Below are 18,950 nucleotides of genomic sequence, written 5' to 3'. Positions count from 1 at the left end.
GCGGCGATGCGCGCAGCTTCCGTGCCCGAATCACGCGCAGCCGGGCAAAAGCGCGGGTTTCATTTCATGTTTCGTTAGAGGACTCGGCGCCACCGTCCGCCGTCGCTGGATCAATCGCGATCCAAGCAGACGTGTAACAGTAGCGTCGCTTACCAGAAAGGTAACAGAGTCATGTCAGGCATCGTCCTCTCCGCATCGGTTCGTCAGAACCTGCTCTCCCTCCAGTCCACCGCTGATCTTCTCGCCACCACGCAGAACCGTCTGTCGACCGGCAAGAGCGTCAACTCGGCCCTGGACAATCCCACCAACTTCTTCACCGCACAGTCGCTCGACAACCGCGCCAGCGACATCAACAACCTGCTCGACGGCATCGCCAACGGCGTGCAGGTGCTGCAGGCCGCCAACACCGGCATCACCTCGCTGCAGAAGCTGATCGACAGCGCCAAGTCGATCGCCAACCAGGCGCTGCAGACCACGGTCGGTTACTCCACCAAGTCGAACGTCTCCGCCACCATCTCCGGTGCGACGGCGGCCGACCTGCGCGGCACGACCTCCTATGCCAGCGCGACCGCGAACAGCAACGTCGTGTATAGCGGCGCTGCCGGCGGCACCACCGCGGCCAGCGGCACCACCACGCTCGGCGCCACCATCGGCACCTTCACGGGCACCGCGGGAACGGCCGGCGACGGCACCACCGCCCTGACCGGCACCATCACCCTGATCGCCACCAACGGCACCACCGCCACCGGCCTGCTCGGCAATGCCCAGCCCGCCGACGGCGACACGCTGACGGTGAACGGCAAGACCATCACCTTCCGCAGCGGCGCTGCTCCGGCCTCGACCGCGGTTCCGACTGGCTCGGGCGTCAGCGGCAACCTCGTCACCGACGGCAGCGGCAACACCACGGTCTATCTCGGCACCGCCGGCACCCCGGCTGCGACCGTCGCGGATCTGTTGACCGCGGTCGATCTGGCCAGCGGCGTCAAGACGGCATCCATCACCTCGGGTGCAGCGACGCTCGCGACCAGCGCCAACCAGACCGCGTCCAGCGTTGCTGCAGGCGCCGTCACGCTGAAGAGCTCGACGGGTGCGGATCTGAGCGTCACCGGCAAGGCCGACCTGCTCAAGGCGCTCGGCCTGACCACGTCGGTGGGCGGCGGCAACGCCACCGTGAGCGTCAACCGGACCACGAGCTCGGCCTCGCTCGGTGCGACGATCACGGACGGCTCGACGCTGAACGTCAACGGTAAGGTCATCACGTTCAAGAATGCGCCGATCCCGGGCTCGACCGGTGCTCCCAGCATTCCGACCGGCTTCGGTGCCAGCGGTAACGTCCTCACCGACGGCGCCGGCAACTCGACGGTCTATCTGCAGGGCGGCACGGTCAACGACGTGCTGAAGGCGATCGACCTCGCCACCGGCGTGCAGACCGCGACGATCGCTGCCAACGGCACCGCGACCCTTGCGACGGCCAGCGGCCAGACCAACTCGTCGATCAACGCCTCGGGCCAGCTCAAGATCTCGACCGGCGTCAATGCCGACCTGTCGGTGACCGGCACGGGCAACGCGCTGAACGCGCTTGGCCTCGCCGGCAACACCGGGACTGCGACCGCCTTTACCGCGGCCCGCACCTCCGGCATCGGCGGCATCGCCGGCAAGACCTTGACCTTCACCTCCTTCAACGGGGGCACTGCGGTCGACGTCACCTTCGGCGACGGCACCAACGGCACGGTCAAGACGCTCGATCAGCTCAACTCGAAGCTGCAGGCCAACAACCTGTCCGCGACGATCGACGCCAACGGCCTGCTGACGATCTCGACCACCAACGACTACGCGTCCTCGACCATCGGTTCGAGCGCCGCGGGTGGTTCGATCGGCGGCACGTTGACGACGGCGCTGACCTTCTCGACGGCTTCCACCCCCGTCCAGGATACTGTTGCCCAGACGGCTCGCGCCAACCTGGTCAACCAGTTCAACAACATCCTGAACCAGATCGACACCACGGCGCAGGACTCCTCGTTCAACGGCGTCAACCTGCTGAATGGTGACCAGCTCAAGCTGGTGTTCGACGAGACCGGCAAGTCGAACCTCAGCATCACCGGCGTGACCTACAACTCCAAGGGTCTCGGCCTCGCCTCGCTGACCAGCGGTGTCGACTTCATCGACAACGCTGCCACCAACAAGGTGCTGACCAACCTCAACGCCGCCTCGAGCACGCTGCGCTCGCAGGCCTCGAGCCTCGGCTCGAACCTCTCGGTGGTGCAGGTCCGTCAGGACTTCAACAAGAGCCTGATCAACGTGCTGCAGACCGGCTCGGCCAACCTGACGCTGGCCGACACCAACGTCGAGGCCGCCAACAGCCAGGCGCTGTCGACCCGCCAGTCGATCGCGGTCTCCGCGCTGTCGCTGGCGAACCAGTCGCAGCAGAGCGTGCTCCAGCTGCTCCGCTAACAAGCGGACGGCATCGCAAGCAGGATCCGGCGGCGGGGCTTCGGCCCCGCCGCTTTCTTTTTGCTCGCGGCATCATTGCGCCGCTTGCGAACCGCAGTGATGCATTCGAGTGTAGCCAATTGCTCACTCTCAGTTATGGTTGACAAGTCGCAAATGCGCGTCGCTGCGCCAAAAAGCATCGTCCTATCATCACGATATTGGTGAGCAAGATCCGGCTCCGAACGCGCGTATGGTGAATCCGCGCGAGGACTGGCGCGACACGCTTCATGCTTTGTTAGCCCTCAACGTTCACCGTCCCGGGCATCGATTAATCCTAATCGAAGTTTGTTGCGTTGCGTACCAGAAGGGTAACACACAATGTCCGGTATCGTTCTCTCCTCGTCGGTTCGTCAGAACCTGCTCTCCCTCCAGTCCACCGCCGATCTTCTCGCCACCACACAAAGCCGTCTGTCGACCGGCAAGAGCGTCAACTCGGCCCTGGACAATCCCACCAACTTCTTCACCGCACAGTCGCTCGACAACCGCGCCAGCGACATCAACAACCTGCTCGACGGCATCGCCAACGGCGTGCAGGTGCTGCAGGCTGCCAACACCGGCATCACCTCGCTGCAGAAGCTGATCGACAGCGCCAAGTCGATCGCCAACCAGGCGCTGCAGACCACGGTCGGTTACTCCACCAAGTCGAACGTCTCCACCACCATCTCCGGTGCGACGGCGGCCGACCTGCGCGGCACGACCTCCTATGCCAGCGCGACCGCGAACAGCAACGTCGTGTATAGCGGCGCTGCGGGCGGCACCACCGCGGCCAGCGGCACCTCCACGCTCGGCGCCACCATCGGCACCTTCACGGGCACCGCGGGAACGGCCGGCGACGGCACCACCGCCCTGACCGGCACCATCACCCTGATCGCCACCAACGGCACCACCGCCACCGGCCTGCTCGGCAATGCCCAGCCCGCCGACGGCGACACGCTGACGGTGAACGGCAAGACCATCACCTTCCGCAGCGGTGCTGCTCCGGCCTCGACCGCCGTTCCGACCGGCTCGGGCGTCAGCGGCAACCTCGTCACCGACGGCAGCGGCAACACCACGGTCTATCTCGGCACCGCCGGCACCCCGGCTGCGACCGTCGCGGATCTGTTGACCGCGGTCGACCTGGCCAGCGGCGTCAAGACGGCATCCATCACCTCGGGTGCAGCGACGCTCGCGACCAGCTTCAACCAGACCGCGTCCAGCGTTGCTGCTGGCGCCGTCACGCTGAAGAGCTCGACGGGTGCGGATCTGAGCGTCACCGGCAAGGCCGACCTGCTCAAGGCGCTCGGCCTGAGCACGTCGGTGGGCGGCGGCAACGCGACCGTGAATGTCAACCGGACCACGAGCTCGGCCTCGCTCGGTGCGACGATCACGGACGGTTCGACGCTGAACGTCAACGGTAAAGTCATCTCGTTCAAGAATGCGCCGATCCCGGGCTCGACCGGTGCTCCGAGCATTCCGACCGGCTTCGGTGCCAGCGGCAACGTCCTCACCGACGGCGCCGGCAACTCGACGGTCTATCTGCAGGGCGGCACGGTCAACGACGTGCTGAAGGCGATCGACCTCGCCACCGGCGTGCAGACCGCGACGATCGCTGCCAACGGCACCGCGACCCTTGCGACGGCCAGCGGCCAGACCAACTCGTCGATCAACGCCTCGGGCCAGCTCAAGATCTCGACCGGCGTCAATGCCGACCTGTCGGTGACCGGCACGGGCAACGCGCTGAACGCGCTTGGCCTCGCCGGCAACACCGGGACTGCGACCGCCTTCACCGCGGCCCGCACCTCCGGGATCGGCGGCATCAGCGGCAAGACCTTGACTTTCACCTCCTTCAACGCCGGCACCGCGGTCGACGTCACCTTCGGCGACGGCACCAACGGCACGGTCAAGACGCTCGATCAGCTCAACTCGAAGCTGCAGGCCAACAACCTGTCCGCGACGATCGACGCCAACGGCCTGCTGACGATCTCGACCACCAACGACTACGCGTCCTCGACCATCGGTTCGAGCGCCGCGGGTGGTTCGATCGGCGGCACGCTGACGACGTCGCTGACCTTCTCGACGGCTTCCACCCCCGTCCAGGATACTGTTGCCCAGACCTCGCGTGCCAACCTGGTCAACCAGTTCAACAACATCCTCCAGCAGATCGACTCGACCGCCCAGGACTCCTCGTTCAACGGCGTCAACCTGCTGAATGGTGACCAGCTCAAGCTGGTGTTCGACGAGACTGCAAAGTCGAGCCTGAGCATCACCGGCGTGACCTACAACTCCAAGGGTCTGGGCCTTGCTGCGCTGACCAGCGGTATCGACTTCATCGACAACGCTGCCACCAACAAGGTGCTGACCAACCTGAACTCGGCGTCGAGCACGCTGCGCTCGCAGGCCTCGGCTCTGGGTTCGAACCTGACGATCGTGCAGGTCCGTCAGGACTTCAACAAGAACCTGATCAACGTGCTGCAGACCGGCTCGTCCAACCTGACGCTGGCCGACACCAACGTCGAGGCGGCCAACAGCCAGGCGCTGTCGACCCGCCAGTCGATCGCGGTCTCCGCGCTGTCGCTGGCGAACCAGTCGCAACAGAGCGTGCTCCAGCTGCTCCGCTAACAAGCGGACGGCATCGCAAGCAGGATCCGGCGGCGGGGCTTCGGCCCCGCCGCTTTCTTTTTGCTCGCGGCCTGGAGATGCTCCGGAGAGCAGGCGGATGCTCGAAAAAGTAACCAGCGGTTATGGTTAATGGAGCGTAAGCACCGGGAATCGCCAATGATTTCAGATGGATTGCGATCCGTCTCCACACCCTTCCGCCGGCTTATGGTGAATCGGCGCTTATGCAGGCCGCACGGGCTTCACCCTTTGTTAGCCATGTCACGGCACGCTGGCCCCGTCACTCGATCCAGAAGCGATCGAACGAAGACGCGTAAGCCAGAAGGGTAAGAGTCATGTCCGGTATCGTTCTCTCTGCGTCGGTTCGTCAGAACCTGCTCTCTCTCCAGTCCACCGCCGATCTTCTCGCCACCACACAGAACCGTCTGTCGACCGGCAAGAGCGTCAACTCGGCCCTGGACAATCCCACCAACTTCTTCACCGCACAGTCGCTCGACAACCGCGCCAGCGACATCAACAACCTGCTCGACGGCATCGCCAACGGCGTGCAGGTGTTGCAGGCCGCCAACACCGGCCTGACCTCGTTGCAGAAGCTGATCGACAGCGCCAAGTCGATCGCCAACCAGGCGCTGCAGACCACCGTCGGCTACTCCGTCAAGTCGAACGTCTCGACCACGATCTCCGGCGCGACCGCGGCTGACCTGCGCGGCACGACGAGCTTCGCCAGCGCAACCGCGAGCAGCAACGTGCTCTACAACGGCACGGCCGGCGGCACGACGGCCGCGAACGGCACCACTACGCTTGGCGCCACCATCGGCGCGTTCACGGGCACCGCGGGGACGGCCGGCGACGGCACCACCGCCCTGACCGGCACCATCACCCTGATCGCCACCAACGGCACCACCGCCACGGGCCTCATCGGCAATGCCCAGCCCGCCGACGGCGACACGCTGACGGTGAACGGCAAGACCATCACCTTCCGCAGCGGCGCTGCTCCGGCCTCGACCGCCGTTCCGTCCGGCTCGGGCGTCAGCGGCAACCTCGTCACCGACGGCAACGGCAACACCACCGTCTATCTCGGCACCGCCGGCACCCCGGCTGCCACCGTCGCCGATCTGTTGACAGCGGTCGACCTCGCCAGCGGCGTCAAGACAGTATCCATCAGCACCGGTGCCGCGACGATCGCGACCAGCTTCAACCAGACCGCTTCCAGCGTTGCTGCGGGCGCCGTCACGCTGAGGAGCTCGACGGGTGCGGATCTGAGCGTCACCGGCAAGGCCGACCTGCTCAAGGCGCTCGGTCTGAGCGGATCGGTGGGCGGCGGCAACGCCACCGTCAACGTCAACCGTACCACGAGCTCGGCCTCGCTGGGCGCAGCCCTCACAGACGGCTCGACGCTGAACGTCAACGGTCACATCATCACGTTCAAGAACGCGCCGATCCCGGGCTCGACCGGTGCTCCCAGCATTCCGACCGGCTTCGGTGCCAACGGTAACGTCCTCACCGACGGCAACGGCAACTCGACGGTCTATCTGCAGGGCGGCACGGTCAACGACGTGCTGAAGGCGATCGACCTCGCCACCGGCGTGCAGACCGCGACGATCGCTGCCAACGGCACCGCGACGCTCGCAACCGCGACAGGCCAGTCGAACTCGACGATCAACACGTCAGGCCAGCTCAAGATCTCGACCGGCATCAATGCCGACCTGTCGATCACCGGCACCGGCAATGCGCTCAACGTGTTCGGTCTCGCCGGCAACACCGGCAATGCGACTGCCTTCACGGCGGCGCGCACCTCCGGCATCGGCGGCATCGCCGGCAAGACCTTGACCTTCACCTCCTTCAACGGCGGCACGGCGGTCGACGTCACCTTCGGCGACGGCACCAACGGCACGGTCAAGACGCTCGATCAGCTCAACACCAAGCTGCAGGCCAACAACCTGTCCGCGACGATCGATGCCAACGGCCTGCTGACCATCACCGCGTCCAACGACTACGCCTCCTCGACACTCGGCTCGACCGTGGCGGGCGGCGTGATCGGCGGCACGCTGACCTCGGCACTGACCTTCTCGACGGCTTCCACCCCCGTCCAGGATGCGGTTGCCCAGACCTCGCGTGCCAACCTGGTGTCCCAGTACAACAACATCCTGAACCAGATCGACACGACGGCGCAGGACTCCTCGTTCAACGGCGTCAACCTGCTGAATGGCGACCAGCTCAAGCTGGTGTTCGACGAGACCGGCAAGTCGAGCCTGAACATCACCGGCGTGACCTATAATTCCAAGGGTCTCGGCCTCGCCTCGCTGACCGTCGGCGTCGACTTCATCGACAACGCCGCCGCCAACCGGGTGCTGACCAACCTCAACGCCGCCTCGAGCACGCTGCGCTCGGAAGCCTCGAGCCTCGGCTCGAACCTCTCGGTGGTGCAGATCCGTCAGGACTTCAACAAGAACCTGATCAACGTGCTGCAGACCGGCTCGTCCAACCTCACTTTGGCGGATACGAACGTCGAGGCGGCCAACAGCCAGGCGCTGTCGACCCGCCAGTCGATCGCGGTCTCCGCGCTGTCGCTGGCCAACCAGTCGCAGCAGAGCGTGCTGCAGCTGCTCCGCTAGTAAACAACTGAAATCACTAAACTAAATTGAGTGGCGGGGTCCTTTGCCCCGCCGCTCTTTTTTGCGTCGGGGGACGGGCAGGACGTTCATGAGCCATTAACCGTATCCCTTAAACCGGCGTTAACCATACTTTAAAGGACACCCCCTAGAACTGGATAAAAGCCCCGCTTTGCAGACCGCGTGGCCGATTCGTATCCGGTTCAAGAGGAAGACTCGCCAATGTCCAACATCGTTCTCTCGGCGTCCGTTCGCCAGAACCTGTTGTCGCTGCAGTCGACGGCCGACTTGCTGGCCACGACGCAGGAGCGGCTGGCGACCGGCAAGAAGGTCAACACGGCACTCGACAATCCCACCAACTTCTTCACGGCACAGGGGTTGGACAACCGGGCGAGCGACATCAGCAACCTGCTCGACGGCATCAATAACGGTGTGCAGGTGCTGCAAGCCGCCAACACCGGCATCACCTCGCTGCAAAAGCTGATCGACAGCGCCAAGTCGATCGCCAACCAGGCGCTGCAGACCACGGTCGGCTACTCCACCAAGTCGAACGTCTCCACCACCATTCCCGGTGCGACGCCGGCCGACCTGCGCGGGACGACCTCCTACGCGAGCGCGACCGCCAAGAGCAACGTGCTCTACACCGGCGCGGCCGGCGGCGTGACCCCGGTTACGGGAACCGCCGCACTGGGCGCCTCGCTGGGCTCGAGCGCCGGCACATTCACCGGCACGGCCGCGCTCGCCGCCGACGGCACCACCGCGCTGTCCGGCACTGCCACGCTGGTCGGCACCACCGCGTCCACCACCTTCGGCGCCGCGCCCGCCGACGGCGACACCATCACGGTGAACGGCAAGACCATCACCTTCCGCACCGGCGTCGCTCCTAACACGCAGCCGACCGGCTGGGGCCTCGACGCCAGCGGCCACATCGCCACCGACGGCAACGGCAACTCGATCGTCTACGAGGGGACGCCGGCTGCGCCCGGCGCGACCATCAACGACGTCCTCACCGCGATCGACCTCGCCAGCGGCGTCAAGGCCGCAACCATCAGCGCAGGCGCGGCGACCATCGCGACGAGCGGCGCGACGGTCGGTACCATCCAGACGCCATCCTCCATCACGGCGGGCGCGGTCACGCTGAAGAGTTCGACCGGCGCTGATCTGAACGTGACGGGCAAGGCCGACTTCCTCAAGGCGCTCGGTCTGACATCCGCGACCGGCGCGGGCAATGCGAACGTGACCGCGAACCGCTCGACCACGTCGGGTTCGCTCGGCACGCTCGTCCAGGACGGCTCGACGCTCAACATCAACGGCCGCACCGTTACCTTCAAGAACGCGCAGACGCCGCAATCGGCAGCGAGCGTGGCCACCGGCTTCGGCGTCAGCGGCAACATCGTCACGGACGGTAACGGCAACTCGACGGTCTACATCCAGAGTGCAACGCTGACCGACCTGCTCAACGCCGTCGACCTTGCCACAGGCGTCAAGACCGCCAGCATCTTCACCGGGACGGCGACGCTGTCGACCACTGCGGGCCAGATCCCGTCTTCGGTCAACAGCAGCGGGCAGCTCGCGCTCTCCACCGGCGTCAATTCCGATCTCTCGATCACCGGCACCGGCAACGCCCTCAGTGCCTTCGGTCTCAGCGGCAACACCGGGACGGCGACCGCCTTCACCGCGGCCCGCACCTCCGGCGTCGGCGGCATCGCCGGCAAGACGCTGACCTTCACCTCCTTCAACGGCGGCACGCCGGTCAGCGTCACCTTCGGCGACGGCACCAACGGCACCGTCAAGACGCTGGACCAGCTCAACGCGCAGCTGCAGGCCAACCACCTGACGGCGACGATCGATGCCAACGGCGTGCTCACGGTGACCACCGTCAACGAATACGCCTCCTCGACGCTGGGCTCGACGACCGCGGGCGGCGCCGTCGGCGGCACGATCACCGGCGTCCTGGCCTTCACCACCGCGCAGCCGCCGGTCCAGGATCCCGTGGCGCAGACCGCACGCTCCAACCTGGTCAACCAGTTCAACAACATCCTGGCCCAGATCGACACGACCTCGCAGGACTCGTCCTTCAACGGCGTCAACCTGCTCAACGGCGACACGCTGAAGCTCGTGTTCAACGAGACCGGCAGCTCGACGCTGAGCATCAACGGCGTGGTGTTCAACGCCGCCGGTCTCGGCCTCAGCAATCTCGTCAACGGCGTCGACTTCATCGACAACGGCGCCACCAACAAGGTGCTGGCTAGCCTGAATGCGGCCTCGAGCACGCTGCGCTCGCAAGGCTCGACCCTCGGTTCGAATCTGTCGATCGTGCAGGTGCGCCAGGACTTCTCCAAGAACCTGATCAACGTGCTGCAGACCGGCTCGGCCAACCTGACGCTCGCCGACACCAACGAGGAAGCGGCGAACAGCCAGGCGCTGTCGACCCGCCAGTCGATCGCGGTCTCCGCGCTGTCGCTAGCCAACCAGTCGCAGCAGAGCGTGCTGCAGCTCCTCCGCTAATTCGCACGCGCAGCGTAACGATTCGAATTTTCGCGGCGGAGCCAAGGCTCCGCCGTTCTTTTTGAGGGAGATCGCTAAGACAAGATTAGCCGAGATCGCCGCGCATCACGGCAAGCGAGTTTACATCGTGCGTGCGTGCATCTAGCGTTGTGGTGAAGAAGAACTCCGCGCCCCGTAATTGTCCGGAGTGCTTCCAAAGCACACACGTAAGCAAATCTTAAGCGGTGCTGCCTAGGGTTGGGAAAGAAATCCTTAAGCGCGTACAACGCGCTAGGTAACCTCCAGGGTGTGATTGATGTCGAATTCCGCTGCCTCGGCCTATGCGCGTGTTGCAACCACCACCGCATCTCCTCGCGACATCGAGGCGCAGACCCTGCTCAAGGCCGCCAACAAGCTCCAGGACGCGGTGAACAACGCCGATCCGCTCAGCGAGCAGACCATGCAGGCCCTGATGTTCAACCGCAAGCTCTGGACCATCTTCCTGAGCGAGGCGATGCGCGACACCAATCCGCAGCCTATCGACGTCCGGCAGAAGATCGCCAACATCAGCGTGTTCGTGTTGAGTCAGACCGCCGCGCTGCAGATGAGCCCGCAGTTCGATCACTTCCGTCCGCTGATCGAGATCAATCGCAATATCGCTGCGGGCCTGTCCGGCCGCCCGTGACGGGAGCCGTCGCGGCCGAGCATACGTGGCCGCACCAAATTCACGCTAATGATTTTTGACGAAGATGGTGCGCCGCGACGACAAGCGCGGCCGGCTCGCCCTATGTCGATCCAGCCATTGCGACGATCGAGACCCGATGATCAGGCGCTGACGTCCGTGCTGAGCGGACGTGACGGCTCGGTCTTCATGTCCAGGGCATGGAAATAGGCGCGCCGGCGCAGCATCGCCTCGTCCGGGAACTGGTTCACCACCGCGTCGGTCTTCTCGTTGACAACCTGAAAGACAAAGGACGCAGCCGCCTGATCGAACACGACCTGGCGCGAGACGTTCTCGTGGTTCGGCAAGTCATTGCGGATGGGCGCGCTGGTATCGGCCGCGGCGACCGTCTGGCTCAGCGGAAGATCGGTTCGCACGGCCTCGTTCGCCGCCGCATTGGACGTCGTCACGATCTGAACGGGGGCCGGGATCCCCACCGGCCTGATGCTGAAATCTGTACTCATGGCAGCCTCCTGGTTGCCTTACGTGAGTCAAATCCCAACCCCTCTAATAGCGCAACCATGGATCACCAGGTTTGAAGACCTGGTAAGGAAACGTGCCTAACCGCGCGACGATATCGCCGCGCAATCTTTCGTAAAATTGTCGCTTGTTTCCGCCCGCTCAGAGCGATCGACTGACCGCTAGCGGGCTGATGTGGCGCGGGCCTGGGGCTGCGCGGCGCCCTGCGGCCGTATAAGTGTTCGGCACGTTGCGCTTCTGGATCTCGGCATTGACGCCGCGCACGACGCTCTCGGAGACCGCGTGCGCGGTCGCGAGCACGGTGAGATTGACCTGGAGCATCGCGCGAAACGCGTCATGGTGCCGATGCAAGGTCGAGAGCAGTTCCGGCGCGGATTTCGCGAGCTGGGCCTGGTTCGCCTTCAACTGGCCGACCGCGCCGACATAGTTGCGCGACAATTCCTGCTTCTTGCTTTCCAGCGTCATCGCCTCGCGGACCTTGCCGGCGCGGACGAGCTCGGTCTCGCGCTCGATCAGTGCGAGCAGGGCGCTCATCGCATCCATCAGACCTTCGGCGAGCTTGCGCGCTTCGGCGCTGCCGGGCGCGGTGTTCGGACGCTGGGTTTGCATCGGCTGACGTGAGGCGTTGAATTGGTTCATCTCGTTTGACCTTATGCCGTGCGGATCGTTCTCGCCTGCTGCAGGATCAGGGTACGGTAGACGTCGCTGGCGACGCCGACGCCGCCGGCCTGGGCGAAGTTCTTGGAATATTGCTCGGTCAGCATCGAGCGCCACACGCCGGTGCCGGGCGTGTCGCCGAACGGGCCTTCGCCCTTCAGCCCGGAGGTCATCTGCGCGAACATGCTGTTGAGGAACATCGCCTCGAAATCGGTGGCCGTCTTCTGCGCCTTTGCCTGTTGCTGCGGCGAGACCTTCTGAAGCGCGGCGGCGAGCTCGAAATCGGGGCGGCCGTTGCGGCTCTCGACCGAGAACGCCGAAGAGGTGGCGACGCGCGGCGTATTGATGGCGCTGGCTTGCATCACATCACCTCGATGTCGGCTTCGATGGCGCCGGCGGCCTTGATCGCCTGGAGGATGCTGATCATGTCGCGCGGCCCGATGCCGAGGCCGTTGAGGCCGTCGACGAGCTGCTGGAGCGAGACGCCGTCCTTGACGAGCGCCAGCTTCTTGCCGTCTTCGCTGACGGTGACGCTGCTGCGCGGCGCGACCACGGTGCGGCCGCGCGACAGCGGGTTGGGCTGGCTGACCTGCGGGCTCTCCGAGATCGTGACGGTGAGGTTGCCTTGCGCCACCGCGACGGTGGCGACGCGGACGTCACGCCCCATCACGATGATGCCGCTCCGTTCGTCGATGATGATCTTGGCGGCGAGATCGGGGTCGACCTGTAGCTGCTCGATCTCGGTGAGGAATGCGACGACGTTGCCCTTGAATTCCGGCGGCACCGACAGCTGCACGGTCGAGGGATCGATCGGCTCGGCGGTCTTGACGCCGAGATAGTCGTTGATCGCAGCCGCGATGCGCTTGGCGGTGGTGAAGTCGGGGTTGCGCAGCGCCAGGCGGACGTTCGGCAGCCGGTTGAGCGCGAACTCGATCTCGCGCTCGATGATGGCGCCGTTGGCGATCCGTCCCACGGTCGGAACGCCTCGCACGATCTTGGCCGCCTCGCCCTCGGCCTGGAAGCCGGAAATCGCGAGCGAACCCTGCGCTACCGCATAGACGTTGCCGTCGGCACCTAACAGCGGCGTTACGAGCAGCGTGCCGCCCTGGAGGTTCTTGGCGTCGCCGAGCGCGGAAACCGTGACGTCCATGCGCGTGCCCTGAGTGGCGAAGGCCGGCAGATTGCCGGTGACCATCACGGCAGCGACGTTGCCGGTGCGGATGGTGGCGCCGCGGATGTTGACGCCCATGCGCTCGAGCATCGCCTGCAGGGACTGCTTGGTGAAGGGGATGTTGTTGAGAGTGTCGCCGGTGCCGTTGAGACCGACGACGAGGCCGTAGCCGATGAGCTGATTCTGCCGCACGCCCTCGATGTTGGCGAGATCCTTGATGCGCGAGGTCGCAGCCGCTGACGTGACCGAGAGTGCCAGCGCTGACAGCGCGGCGCAGGCCACCCCAACAATCCTAACCCAACGAACGCCCGGCATCCTGTGCTCCCCAAGCCCCTGGAAAAAGGCTCCTCAAATCGACAAGACCTGAACGACACTCCCATGACGAGCTGGTCCGGCGCTTTCCTTGCGAGCGCTGTGCCAACCCGGAGTAGCGGGGATACGTGGCTGAATAGGTTGAATAAATCTGTTTCGGCCGATGTCAGCGGTCGTTCGCCCTGAGGAGCGAAACTGCCGCCCCTCGGCAGATTTTGCCGGGCCGTTTACGCACCGTTAACCATGAAACAGCGAAGGTGAGGCATCGATCACCCGGATTCCCTCCGATGCGCATCTACGGACCGAACGGCACCACGCTTGGAACGCCAGCCAGTCAGGCCAGGCGGACGGGCTCCGGCACCTTCGTGCTGCCCGACACGTCATCGGCGCAGGAGACGCGGAGCGCCGCGGCACCGAAGGCCGCCGCCAACATCGATGCGCTGCTGGCGTTGCAGGGTGTCGAGGAGGATCCGGTCGAGCGCCGCAAGCGCTCGGTTGCCCGGGGCAGGACGGCGCTCGATGTGCTCGACGATCTCAAGATGGGGCTGCTGTCCGGCAATCTCGACGCCTCGACGGTCATGCGCCTGCGCGATGCTGCGGCGAACCTGAAGTCGTCGTCGGGTGATGCCGGTCTCGATGCCGTGCTCTCCGAGATCGAGCTGCGTGTCGAGGTCGAGTTGGCCAAGGCCGGGCAGGCGTAAGCTGTTATCCGTCAGCCTGAGGTGCGCGCCCTGCAAAAGCAGGGCGAGCCTCGAAGGGCGACGGCCCGGCTGCATCTCGGCCGTTCGTCCTTCGAGGCTCCCGGCGCGCTGCTCTGCATCGCGCCACTCGCACCTCAGGATGACCGAAATCCCGTAAGCGTTCTTCGCGTGCCTACGCTGCCTCTTCCTTCAATTGCGCGTCGTAGCGGCGCTGGGCGGCGAGCACGTCTTTCAGATTTTGTTCGGCCCAATCGCGCAAGGGATCGACGGCGGCCGCCAGCGTCAGCCCGAGCTGCGTGATGGAATACTCCACGGTGACGGGCACCGTCGCGATGGCGTGGCGCCTGATCAGGCCGTCGCGTTCGAGCGACTTGAGAACCTGGCTCAACATCTTCTGCGAGATGCCTTCAATCGTGCGGCGCAACTGGTTGAAACGCATCGGCTCCTCGCGCAGGAGCAAGAGGATCAGCACCGCCCATTTGTCGCCGACGCGATCGAGGATCTGGCGGGTGGGGCAGTTCGCTGCATAGACGTCGGGCTTCATCGGCAGTCCTCGGAATGCACACCGTTGCTGGCGTCCGCCTGGCGGCTGAACGTTATCAGTTACCTCAGCGTAATCAGGTAAGCACAAAGTGCTCTCTTAACACCAGCATTCTTTTCGATATCTAGTCTCTACTAGTTACCATTGGAGAAAAGGTACCTTCCATGAAAATTGCAGTCGCGGGCGCCTCGGGCCGGGCCGGGTCGGAGATCACCAAGGAACTGTCCCGTCGCGGCCATACGGTCACGGCCATCGCTCGGAACCCCGAGAAGATCGCAGCCCTGCCCAACGTCACGCCGACCAAGGGCGACGTGCTCGACCAAGCTGGTCTCGCCAAGCTGTGGGCCGGGCACGACGTCGCCGTGAGTTCCGTGCACTTCCTGGCCAGCGACGCGTCGAAGCTGATCGGTGCGGCGAAGGACTCAAAGATTGGCCGCTACCTCGTGGTCGGCGGCGCCGGCAGCCTCGAAGTTGCTCCGGGTGTGAAGCTGGTCACAACCCCCAATTTCCCGGCCCAATACAAGGCCGAAGCGGAGGCAGGCTCGGCCTTCCTGGACCTGTTGCGGCAGGAAAAGGACCTGAACTGGACCTTCATCTCGCCCTCCGCGCTGTTCGAGGAGGGGGAGCGCACCGGCAAGTTCCGGCTCGGCACGGACCAGCTTCTCGCAGATGCGAACGGCAAGAGCTGGATTACCTTCGCCGACTACGCCATCGCGCTCGCCGACGAGATCGAACGGCCCGCCCATCTGAAGCAGCGTTTCACGGTCGGTTACTAAGCCACCGGCCGCCTCTCCGAGCCCCTCCAGGATAAACCTTCTGTGCAAGGGCTTGGGGGGAGCACCGGACGGTGAGGGAAATATTGTCTGTCACGGGAGGCCGCTATATAAGGCCCGGCTCAACGGACCCCTGTCCGTCGCGAGTCGTTGCTTAGGAAGATAGGCCTCCCTTGGAAAAGTTGAAAAACTACCGACCGACCGACAAAGAGCCTTTCATGAACGACCGGCAGAAGGAGTACTTCCGTCTGAAGCTCCTCGCCTGGAAGGATGAGATCCTCAAGGAGTCCAAGCTCACCCTGCAGGCTCTGCAGGAGGAGAACGTGAACCACCCCGATCTCGCCGATCGGGCCTCGTCCGAGACCGATCGTGCCATCGAGCTCCGTGCCCGTGACCGCCAGCGCAAGTTGATCGCCAAGATCGACGCCGCGCTCCAGCGCATCGAGGACAACACCTACGGCTATTGCGAGGAAACCGGCGAGCCGATCTCGTTGAAGCGGCTCGAGGCCCGGCCCATCGCAACGCTCTCGGTGGAGGCGCAGGAGCGCCACGAGAAACGCGAGAAGGTTTATCGCGACGAATAGAGCCCGGGCCGCAGCGATGCGGCTCTTCGTTTTTGGAGGCGGGCGCGATTTCGCGCCGTGCTCGGGATTTTGCCCGCGGCTTACCGCCGCGCCCACGAGCGCGAGAGCCTAATCACGAAAAGTGAATCGCGATCAACGGGCTAGGCTCAATTGCTCCGAGCTAACGTGAGTTCGGATGAGAAATAGCCTTCACTTCAGGTGCGGGAGATTTTCCGAGTCGCATCAACGAGATCGAGTCCGGACTTGAGATCCCGGTGCAGCTGCATCAAGCATCGCTGCAATCACGCCTGCTGCGACGTGGCAAGGCGGCTATCTCCATAAAGCCTCGACCAGATCAATATTTCCTTAAACGCCGGCAACAGGCCGTAGGCCGCATCCGTCAGCTCGTACTCGACCCGCAACGGCTTCTCTGCAAAAGCAGTTCGGGATACCAGCCCGTCCTGTTCGATTTCGCGCAATTGCATCGTCAGCATGTGCTGCGTGATGCCGCCTATCGAACGGCGCAGTACGCCGAACCGTACCGCGCCGTTCATCAGCGCGAACAGGATTTCCAGTTTCCACTTGCCGCCAAGGGCGTGGATGGCGCGCTCGAAGTCGGCCAGCACAGCAGGGTCGGGGCTGCACTCGCAGGGGTCTGCACAGGCGTTGGTCAACTTTTCCATACCGGTCTCGAATTCCATTCTACTTGTCCGCCAGGACATAGTGACCAGATGCGTCGTTGCGCAGGGCCACGGAACCGATGTGCCGGCCCGCAAGGAGGGGAATCCTGGTCATGAGTACTGTTCTGGTCACCGGCGGATCGGGCTTCGTCGGCATCCATGTCGTCCTGCAGCTTCTCGCGGCCGGCCACGCGGTGCGCACGACGGTGCGTCGGCCGGAGCGGCAGGCCGATGTGCTCGCCATGCTGCGCGAGGGCGGAGCGGCGCGGCCCGAGGGCGTGGCCTTCTTCACCGCCGATCTGACCCGGGACGATGGCTGGCAGCAGGCCGTTGCGGGCTGCGACTACGTTCTCCATGTCGCGTCACCGCTCTCGACCACCGTTCCCAAGGACGAGAACGAGATGATCATTCCGGCCCGCGACGGAACGCTTCGGGTGCTGCGTGCCGCGCGCACCGCCGGCGTCAAGCGGGTCGTCATCACCTCGTCGCTCGGCGCGATCGGCTACGGCCATCCCCCGCGCGACGAGCCCTTCGACGAGACCGACTGGACCAATCTCGCCGGTGTCGATGGCCAGCCCTACATCAAGTCCAAGACGCTGGCCGAGCGAGCGGCCTGGGATTTCGTCGCGGGCGAGGGCGCAGGGCTGGAGCTCGCGGTGATCAACCCCGCCGGCATATTCGGGCCCGTTCTGGGTCCGGACTTTTCCGGCTCGATCGAGATCGTCAGATCGCTGCTCGACGGTGCCATGCCGGCCGTGCCGCGGGTGTATCTCGGCGTGGTCGACGTCCGCGACGTCGCCGATCTGCATCTGCGTGCCATGACCGCGCCTGCGGCTAAAGGCGAGCGCTTCATTGCGGTCGCCGGTGAGACGCTGTCCCTTCTCGACATCGGCAGGGTGCTGCGGCGGAACTTGGGAGCCAGGGCACGCCGGGTTCCGCGGCTCCAGGCTCCGGATTGGCTGGTGCGGCTGGCCGCGAACCGGATTCCGCTGCTGCGTGCGGTGGTGCCGATGCTCGGAAAGGTCAGGCATTCCACCAGCGCCAAGGCCAGGTCGCTGCTCGGCTGGCAGGCGCGCTCCAACGAGGAGGCGATCCTTGCGACTGCCGAGAGCCTGATCCGGCTCGGCCTCGTCAAGGGGTGAACGCACGCCACCCGCGCTTGTCAGGCCGGAGCGGGGATGCTGAAGTGCCGCCTGCGACTGCGTAGCGTGGGAGGCGGCGCCGATGGACGGGATTCTCGAAGCCGCAAAGGCGATCGCGCTGGCGCGCCGCAACCATGCCCCGCTGGCGGCGCTGGAGCGTCCGCCTGCGGATGAAGCCGAGGGCTATCAGGTCCAGCGCACCCTGCACGATCTGCTGCTGCCGCATGTCGGGCCGCTGGTCGGCTACAAGATCGGCTGCACCAGCCAGGTGATGCAGGACTATATCGGTATCGCGCACCCCTGCGGCGGCGGCGTGTTCCAGAAGGGCGTCCATGACAGCGGCGCCAGGCTCGCTGCCTCAAATTATGTCCGGGTCGGCGTCGAATGCGAGATCGCGGTGCGGCTGAAGCGGGACCTTGCCGCCGGCGAGGGGCCGTTCACGGCCGAATGGGTCGGCGAGGCGGTCGAGGCCTATCAGCCCGCGATCGAGATCGTCGACGACCGCTACGTCAAATGGGAGACGATGGGCGCGCCGACCTTGATCGCCGACGATTTCTTCGCCGCCGGCTGCGTGCTGGGTCCGCCGGTGCCGCGCTCGTCGGTGCCGGACCTTAGGGCGGTCAAAGGCCGTGCCATCGTCAACGGCGAGGAGGTCAGCCACGGCACCGGCGCCGACGTGCTCGGCCATCCCCACAACGCGCTCGCCTGGCTCGCCAACCACCTCGCCGCCGAAGGCAAGGGGCTGCACGCCGGCCAACTCGTGCTCACCGGCAGCCTGGTGAAGACGCTGTGGCTGAAGGCCGGCGACAAGGTGCGGATGGAAGTGGACGGGCTCGGCGTGGTGGAGGCGGAGTTTACGTGAGGGCACCGGTAGTAGTCTCCGCAGTTCATTCCCCGCGAAAGTGGGGAAGCCAGTACGCCGCGCTGCATCGGTACGATCCCTTTCCATCTCGGAGTACTGGATCGTCCGCCGCAGTGACGGAATGTGCTGTAGCGGCGTTGCAATAATGTCGCGGACCTGGCTT

At 65.0% G+C, this 18,950-nt stretch carries 16 protein-coding genes; 10 read left to right on the top strand and 6 right to left on the bottom strand.

Annotation, left to right across the window (positions count from 1 at the left end; genetic code table 11):
* Nucleotides 1-171 precede the first annotated feature (171 nt).
* The 5 genes from AC3WLX_RS11620 (at nucleotide 172) to flaF (ending at nucleotide 10,869) form a co-directional block, all read left to right on the top strand.
* Nucleotides 172-2,451, top strand: coding sequence for a DUF1522 domain-containing protein (locus tag AC3WLX_RS11620; RefSeq protein WP_492336019.1), 2,280 nt, complete (start codon nucleotides 172-174; stop codon nucleotides 2,449-2,451).
* Between the two features lie 357 nt (nucleotides 2,452-2,808).
* Nucleotides 2,809-5,088 carry a DUF1522 domain-containing protein gene (locus AC3WLX_RS11615; protein WP_492336018.1) on the top strand — a complete coding sequence of 760 codons (2,280 nt, stop codon included), beginning with the start codon at nucleotides 2,809-2,811 and terminating at the stop codon, nucleotides 5,086-5,088.
* Nucleotides 5,089-5,420: 332 nt separating this feature from the next.
* Entirely contained in the window at nucleotides 5,421-7,700 is a 2,280-nt protein-coding gene (locus AC3WLX_RS11610) for a DUF1522 domain-containing protein (RefSeq protein WP_492336017.1), read from the top strand.
* Nucleotides 7,701-7,919: 219 nt separating this feature from the next.
* The gene (locus AC3WLX_RS11605) at nucleotides 7,920-10,205 is read left to right on the top strand and encodes a DUF1522 domain-containing protein (RefSeq protein ID WP_492336016.1); all 2,286 of its coding nucleotides are present in this window, start codon (nucleotides 7,920-7,922) and stop codon (nucleotides 10,203-10,205) included.
* Between the two features lie 295 nt (nucleotides 10,206-10,500).
* The gene (gene flaF, locus AC3WLX_RS11600) at nucleotides 10,501-10,869 is read left to right on the top strand and encodes a flagellar biosynthesis regulator FlaF (protein ID WP_028181463.1); all 369 of its coding nucleotides are present in this window, start codon (nucleotides 10,501-10,503) and stop codon (nucleotides 10,867-10,869) included.
* A gap of 140 nt (nucleotides 10,870-11,009) precedes the next feature.
* Here the strand turns inward: flaF and AC3WLX_RS11595 are convergent, their stop codons facing one another.
* The 4 genes from AC3WLX_RS11595 to AC3WLX_RS11580 all read right to left on the bottom strand — a co-directional run bounded on the left by AC3WLX_RS11595 (nucleotide 11,010) and on the right by AC3WLX_RS11580 (nucleotide 13,528).
* Nucleotides 11,010-11,369, bottom strand: coding sequence for a hypothetical protein (locus AC3WLX_RS11595; RefSeq protein WP_492336015.1), 360 nt, complete (start codon nucleotides 11,367-11,369; stop codon nucleotides 11,010-11,012).
* A 157-nt stretch (nucleotides 11,370-11,526) separates the two neighbouring features.
* Entirely contained in the window at nucleotides 11,527-12,024 is a 498-nt protein-coding gene (locus tag AC3WLX_RS11590) for a hypothetical protein (RefSeq protein WP_492336014.1), read from the bottom strand.
* Nucleotides 12,025-12,035: 11 nt separating this feature from the next.
* Nucleotides 12,036-12,404: a flagellar assembly peptidoglycan hydrolase FlgJ gene (flgJ, locus tag AC3WLX_RS11585; protein WP_291631045.1), complete on the bottom strand. Its 369-nt coding sequence runs from the start codon at nucleotides 12,402-12,404 to the stop codon at nucleotides 12,036-12,038.
* Nucleotides 12,404-13,528 carry a flagellar basal body P-ring protein FlgI gene (locus tag AC3WLX_RS11580; RefSeq protein ID WP_492336013.1) on the bottom strand — a complete coding sequence of 375 codons (1,125 nt, stop codon included), beginning with the start codon at nucleotides 13,526-13,528 and terminating at the stop codon, nucleotides 12,404-12,406. The genes flgJ and AC3WLX_RS11580 overlap by 1 nt, the downstream gene beginning before the upstream one ends.
* 284 nt (nucleotides 13,529-13,812) lie before the next feature.
* Here AC3WLX_RS11580 and AC3WLX_RS11575 point away from each other — a divergent pair, with 284 nt between their 5' ends.
* Nucleotides 13,813-14,226: a flagellar assembly protein FliX gene (locus AC3WLX_RS11575; RefSeq protein WP_291624036.1), complete on the top strand. Its 414-nt coding sequence runs from the start codon at nucleotides 13,813-13,815 to the stop codon at nucleotides 14,224-14,226.
* Nucleotides 14,227-14,398: 172 nt separating this feature from the next.
* On the opposite strand, the gene AC3WLX_RS11570 is transcribed toward AC3WLX_RS11575, so the two are convergent.
* Nucleotides 14,399-14,770: a winged helix-turn-helix transcriptional regulator gene (locus tag AC3WLX_RS11570; protein ID WP_291624038.1), complete on the bottom strand. Its 372-nt coding sequence runs from the start codon at nucleotides 14,768-14,770 to the stop codon at nucleotides 14,399-14,401.
* 161 nt (nucleotides 14,771-14,931) lie between these two features.
* On the opposite strand from AC3WLX_RS11570, the gene AC3WLX_RS11565 reads away from it, so the two are divergent.
* Both AC3WLX_RS11565 and dksA read left to right on the top strand, forming a co-directional pair.
* Nucleotides 14,932-15,543: an NAD(P)-dependent oxidoreductase gene (locus AC3WLX_RS11565; protein WP_492336012.1), complete on the top strand. Its 612-nt coding sequence runs from the start codon at nucleotides 14,932-14,934 to the stop codon at nucleotides 15,541-15,543.
* Nucleotides 15,544-15,758: 215 nt separating this feature from the next.
* On the top strand, nucleotides 15,759-16,124 hold the full coding sequence (gene dksA, locus AC3WLX_RS11560; protein WP_085966600.1) for an RNA polymerase-binding protein DksA: 366 nt from the start codon (nucleotides 15,759-15,761) through the stop codon (nucleotides 16,122-16,124).
* 281 nt (nucleotides 16,125-16,405) lie between these two features.
* Here dksA and AC3WLX_RS11555 read toward each other — a convergent pair whose 3' ends face one another.
* A complete protein-coding gene (locus tag AC3WLX_RS11555; RefSeq protein ID WP_492336011.1) occupies nucleotides 16,406-16,804 on the bottom strand; it encodes a winged helix-turn-helix transcriptional regulator in 399 nt (132 codons plus the stop codon).
* Nucleotides 16,805-16,896: 92 nt separating this feature from the next.
* Between AC3WLX_RS11555 and AC3WLX_RS11550 the strand changes: the two genes are divergently transcribed.
* Both AC3WLX_RS11550 and AC3WLX_RS11545 read left to right on the top strand, forming a co-directional pair.
* Nucleotides 16,897-17,925, top strand: a complete 1,029-nt coding sequence (locus AC3WLX_RS11550; protein ID WP_492336010.1) for an SDR family oxidoreductase — start codon at nucleotides 16,897-16,899, stop codon at nucleotides 17,923-17,925.
* Nucleotides 17,926-18,007: 82 nt separating this feature from the next.
* A complete protein-coding gene (locus tag AC3WLX_RS11545) occupies nucleotides 18,008-18,787 on the top strand; it encodes a 2-keto-4-pentenoate hydratase (protein ID WP_492336009.1) in 780 nt (259 codons plus the stop codon).
* Nucleotides 18,788-18,950 lie beyond the last annotated feature (163 nt).

It is taken from the genome of Bradyrhizobium sp. FW305-F6 (assembly GCF_058782905.1).
The sequence above is the reverse complement of the archived record's forward strand: the minus strand, read 5'-3'. Positions and strand labels throughout refer to the sequence as shown.

Excerpts from the sequence above, each read along its gene's own strand:
- AC3WLX_RS11620 (WP_492336019.1), top strand. The coding sequence starts at position 172 with ATGTCAGGCATCGTCCTCTCCGCATCGGTTCGTCAGAACCTGCTCTCC.
- AC3WLX_RS11615 (WP_492336018.1), top strand. The coding sequence starts at position 2,809 with ATGTCCGGTATCGTTCTCTCCTCGTCGGTTCGTCAGAACCTGCTCTCC.
- AC3WLX_RS11610 (WP_492336017.1), top strand. The coding sequence starts at position 5,421 with ATGTCCGGTATCGTTCTCTCTGCGTCGGTTCGTCAGAACCTGCTCTCT.
- AC3WLX_RS11605 (WP_492336016.1), top strand. The coding sequence starts at position 7,920 with ATGTCCAACATCGTTCTCTCGGCGTCCGTTCGCCAGAACCTGTTGTCG.
- flaF (WP_028181463.1), top strand. The coding sequence starts at position 10,501 with ATGTCGAATTCCGCTGCCTCGGCCTATGCGCGTGTTGCAACCACCACC.
- AC3WLX_RS11595 (WP_492336015.1), bottom strand. The coding sequence starts at position 11,369 with ATGAGTACAGATTTCAGCATCAGGCCGGTGGGGATCCCGGCCCCCGTT.
- AC3WLX_RS11590 (WP_492336014.1), bottom strand. The coding sequence starts at position 12,024 with ATGAACCAATTCAACGCCTCACGTCAGCCGATGCAAACCCAGCGTCCG.
- flgJ (WP_291631045.1), bottom strand. The coding sequence starts at position 12,404 with ATGCAAGCCAGCGCCATCAATACGCCGCGCGTCGCCACCTCTTCGGCG.
- AC3WLX_RS11580 (WP_492336013.1), bottom strand. The coding sequence starts at position 13,528 with ATGCCGGGCGTTCGTTGGGTTAGGATTGTTGGGGTGGCCTGCGCCGCG.
- AC3WLX_RS11575 (WP_291624036.1), top strand. The coding sequence starts at position 13,813 with ATGCGCATCTACGGACCGAACGGCACCACGCTTGGAACGCCAGCCAGT.
- AC3WLX_RS11570 (WP_291624038.1), bottom strand. The coding sequence starts at position 14,770 with ATGAAGCCCGACGTCTATGCAGCGAACTGCCCCACCCGCCAGATCCTC.
- AC3WLX_RS11565 (WP_492336012.1), top strand. The coding sequence starts at position 14,932 with ATGAAAATTGCAGTCGCGGGCGCCTCGGGCCGGGCCGGGTCGGAGATC.
- dksA (WP_085966600.1), top strand. The coding sequence starts at position 15,759 with ATGAACGACCGGCAGAAGGAGTACTTCCGTCTGAAGCTCCTCGCCTGG.
- AC3WLX_RS11555 (WP_492336011.1), bottom strand. The coding sequence starts at position 16,804 with ATGGAATTCGAGACCGGTATGGAAAAGTTGACCAACGCCTGTGCAGAC.
- AC3WLX_RS11550 (WP_492336010.1), top strand. The coding sequence starts at position 16,897 with ATGAGTACTGTTCTGGTCACCGGCGGATCGGGCTTCGTCGGCATCCAT.
- AC3WLX_RS11545 (WP_492336009.1), top strand. The coding sequence starts at position 18,008 with ATGGACGGGATTCTCGAAGCCGCAAAGGCGATCGCGCTGGCGCGCCGC.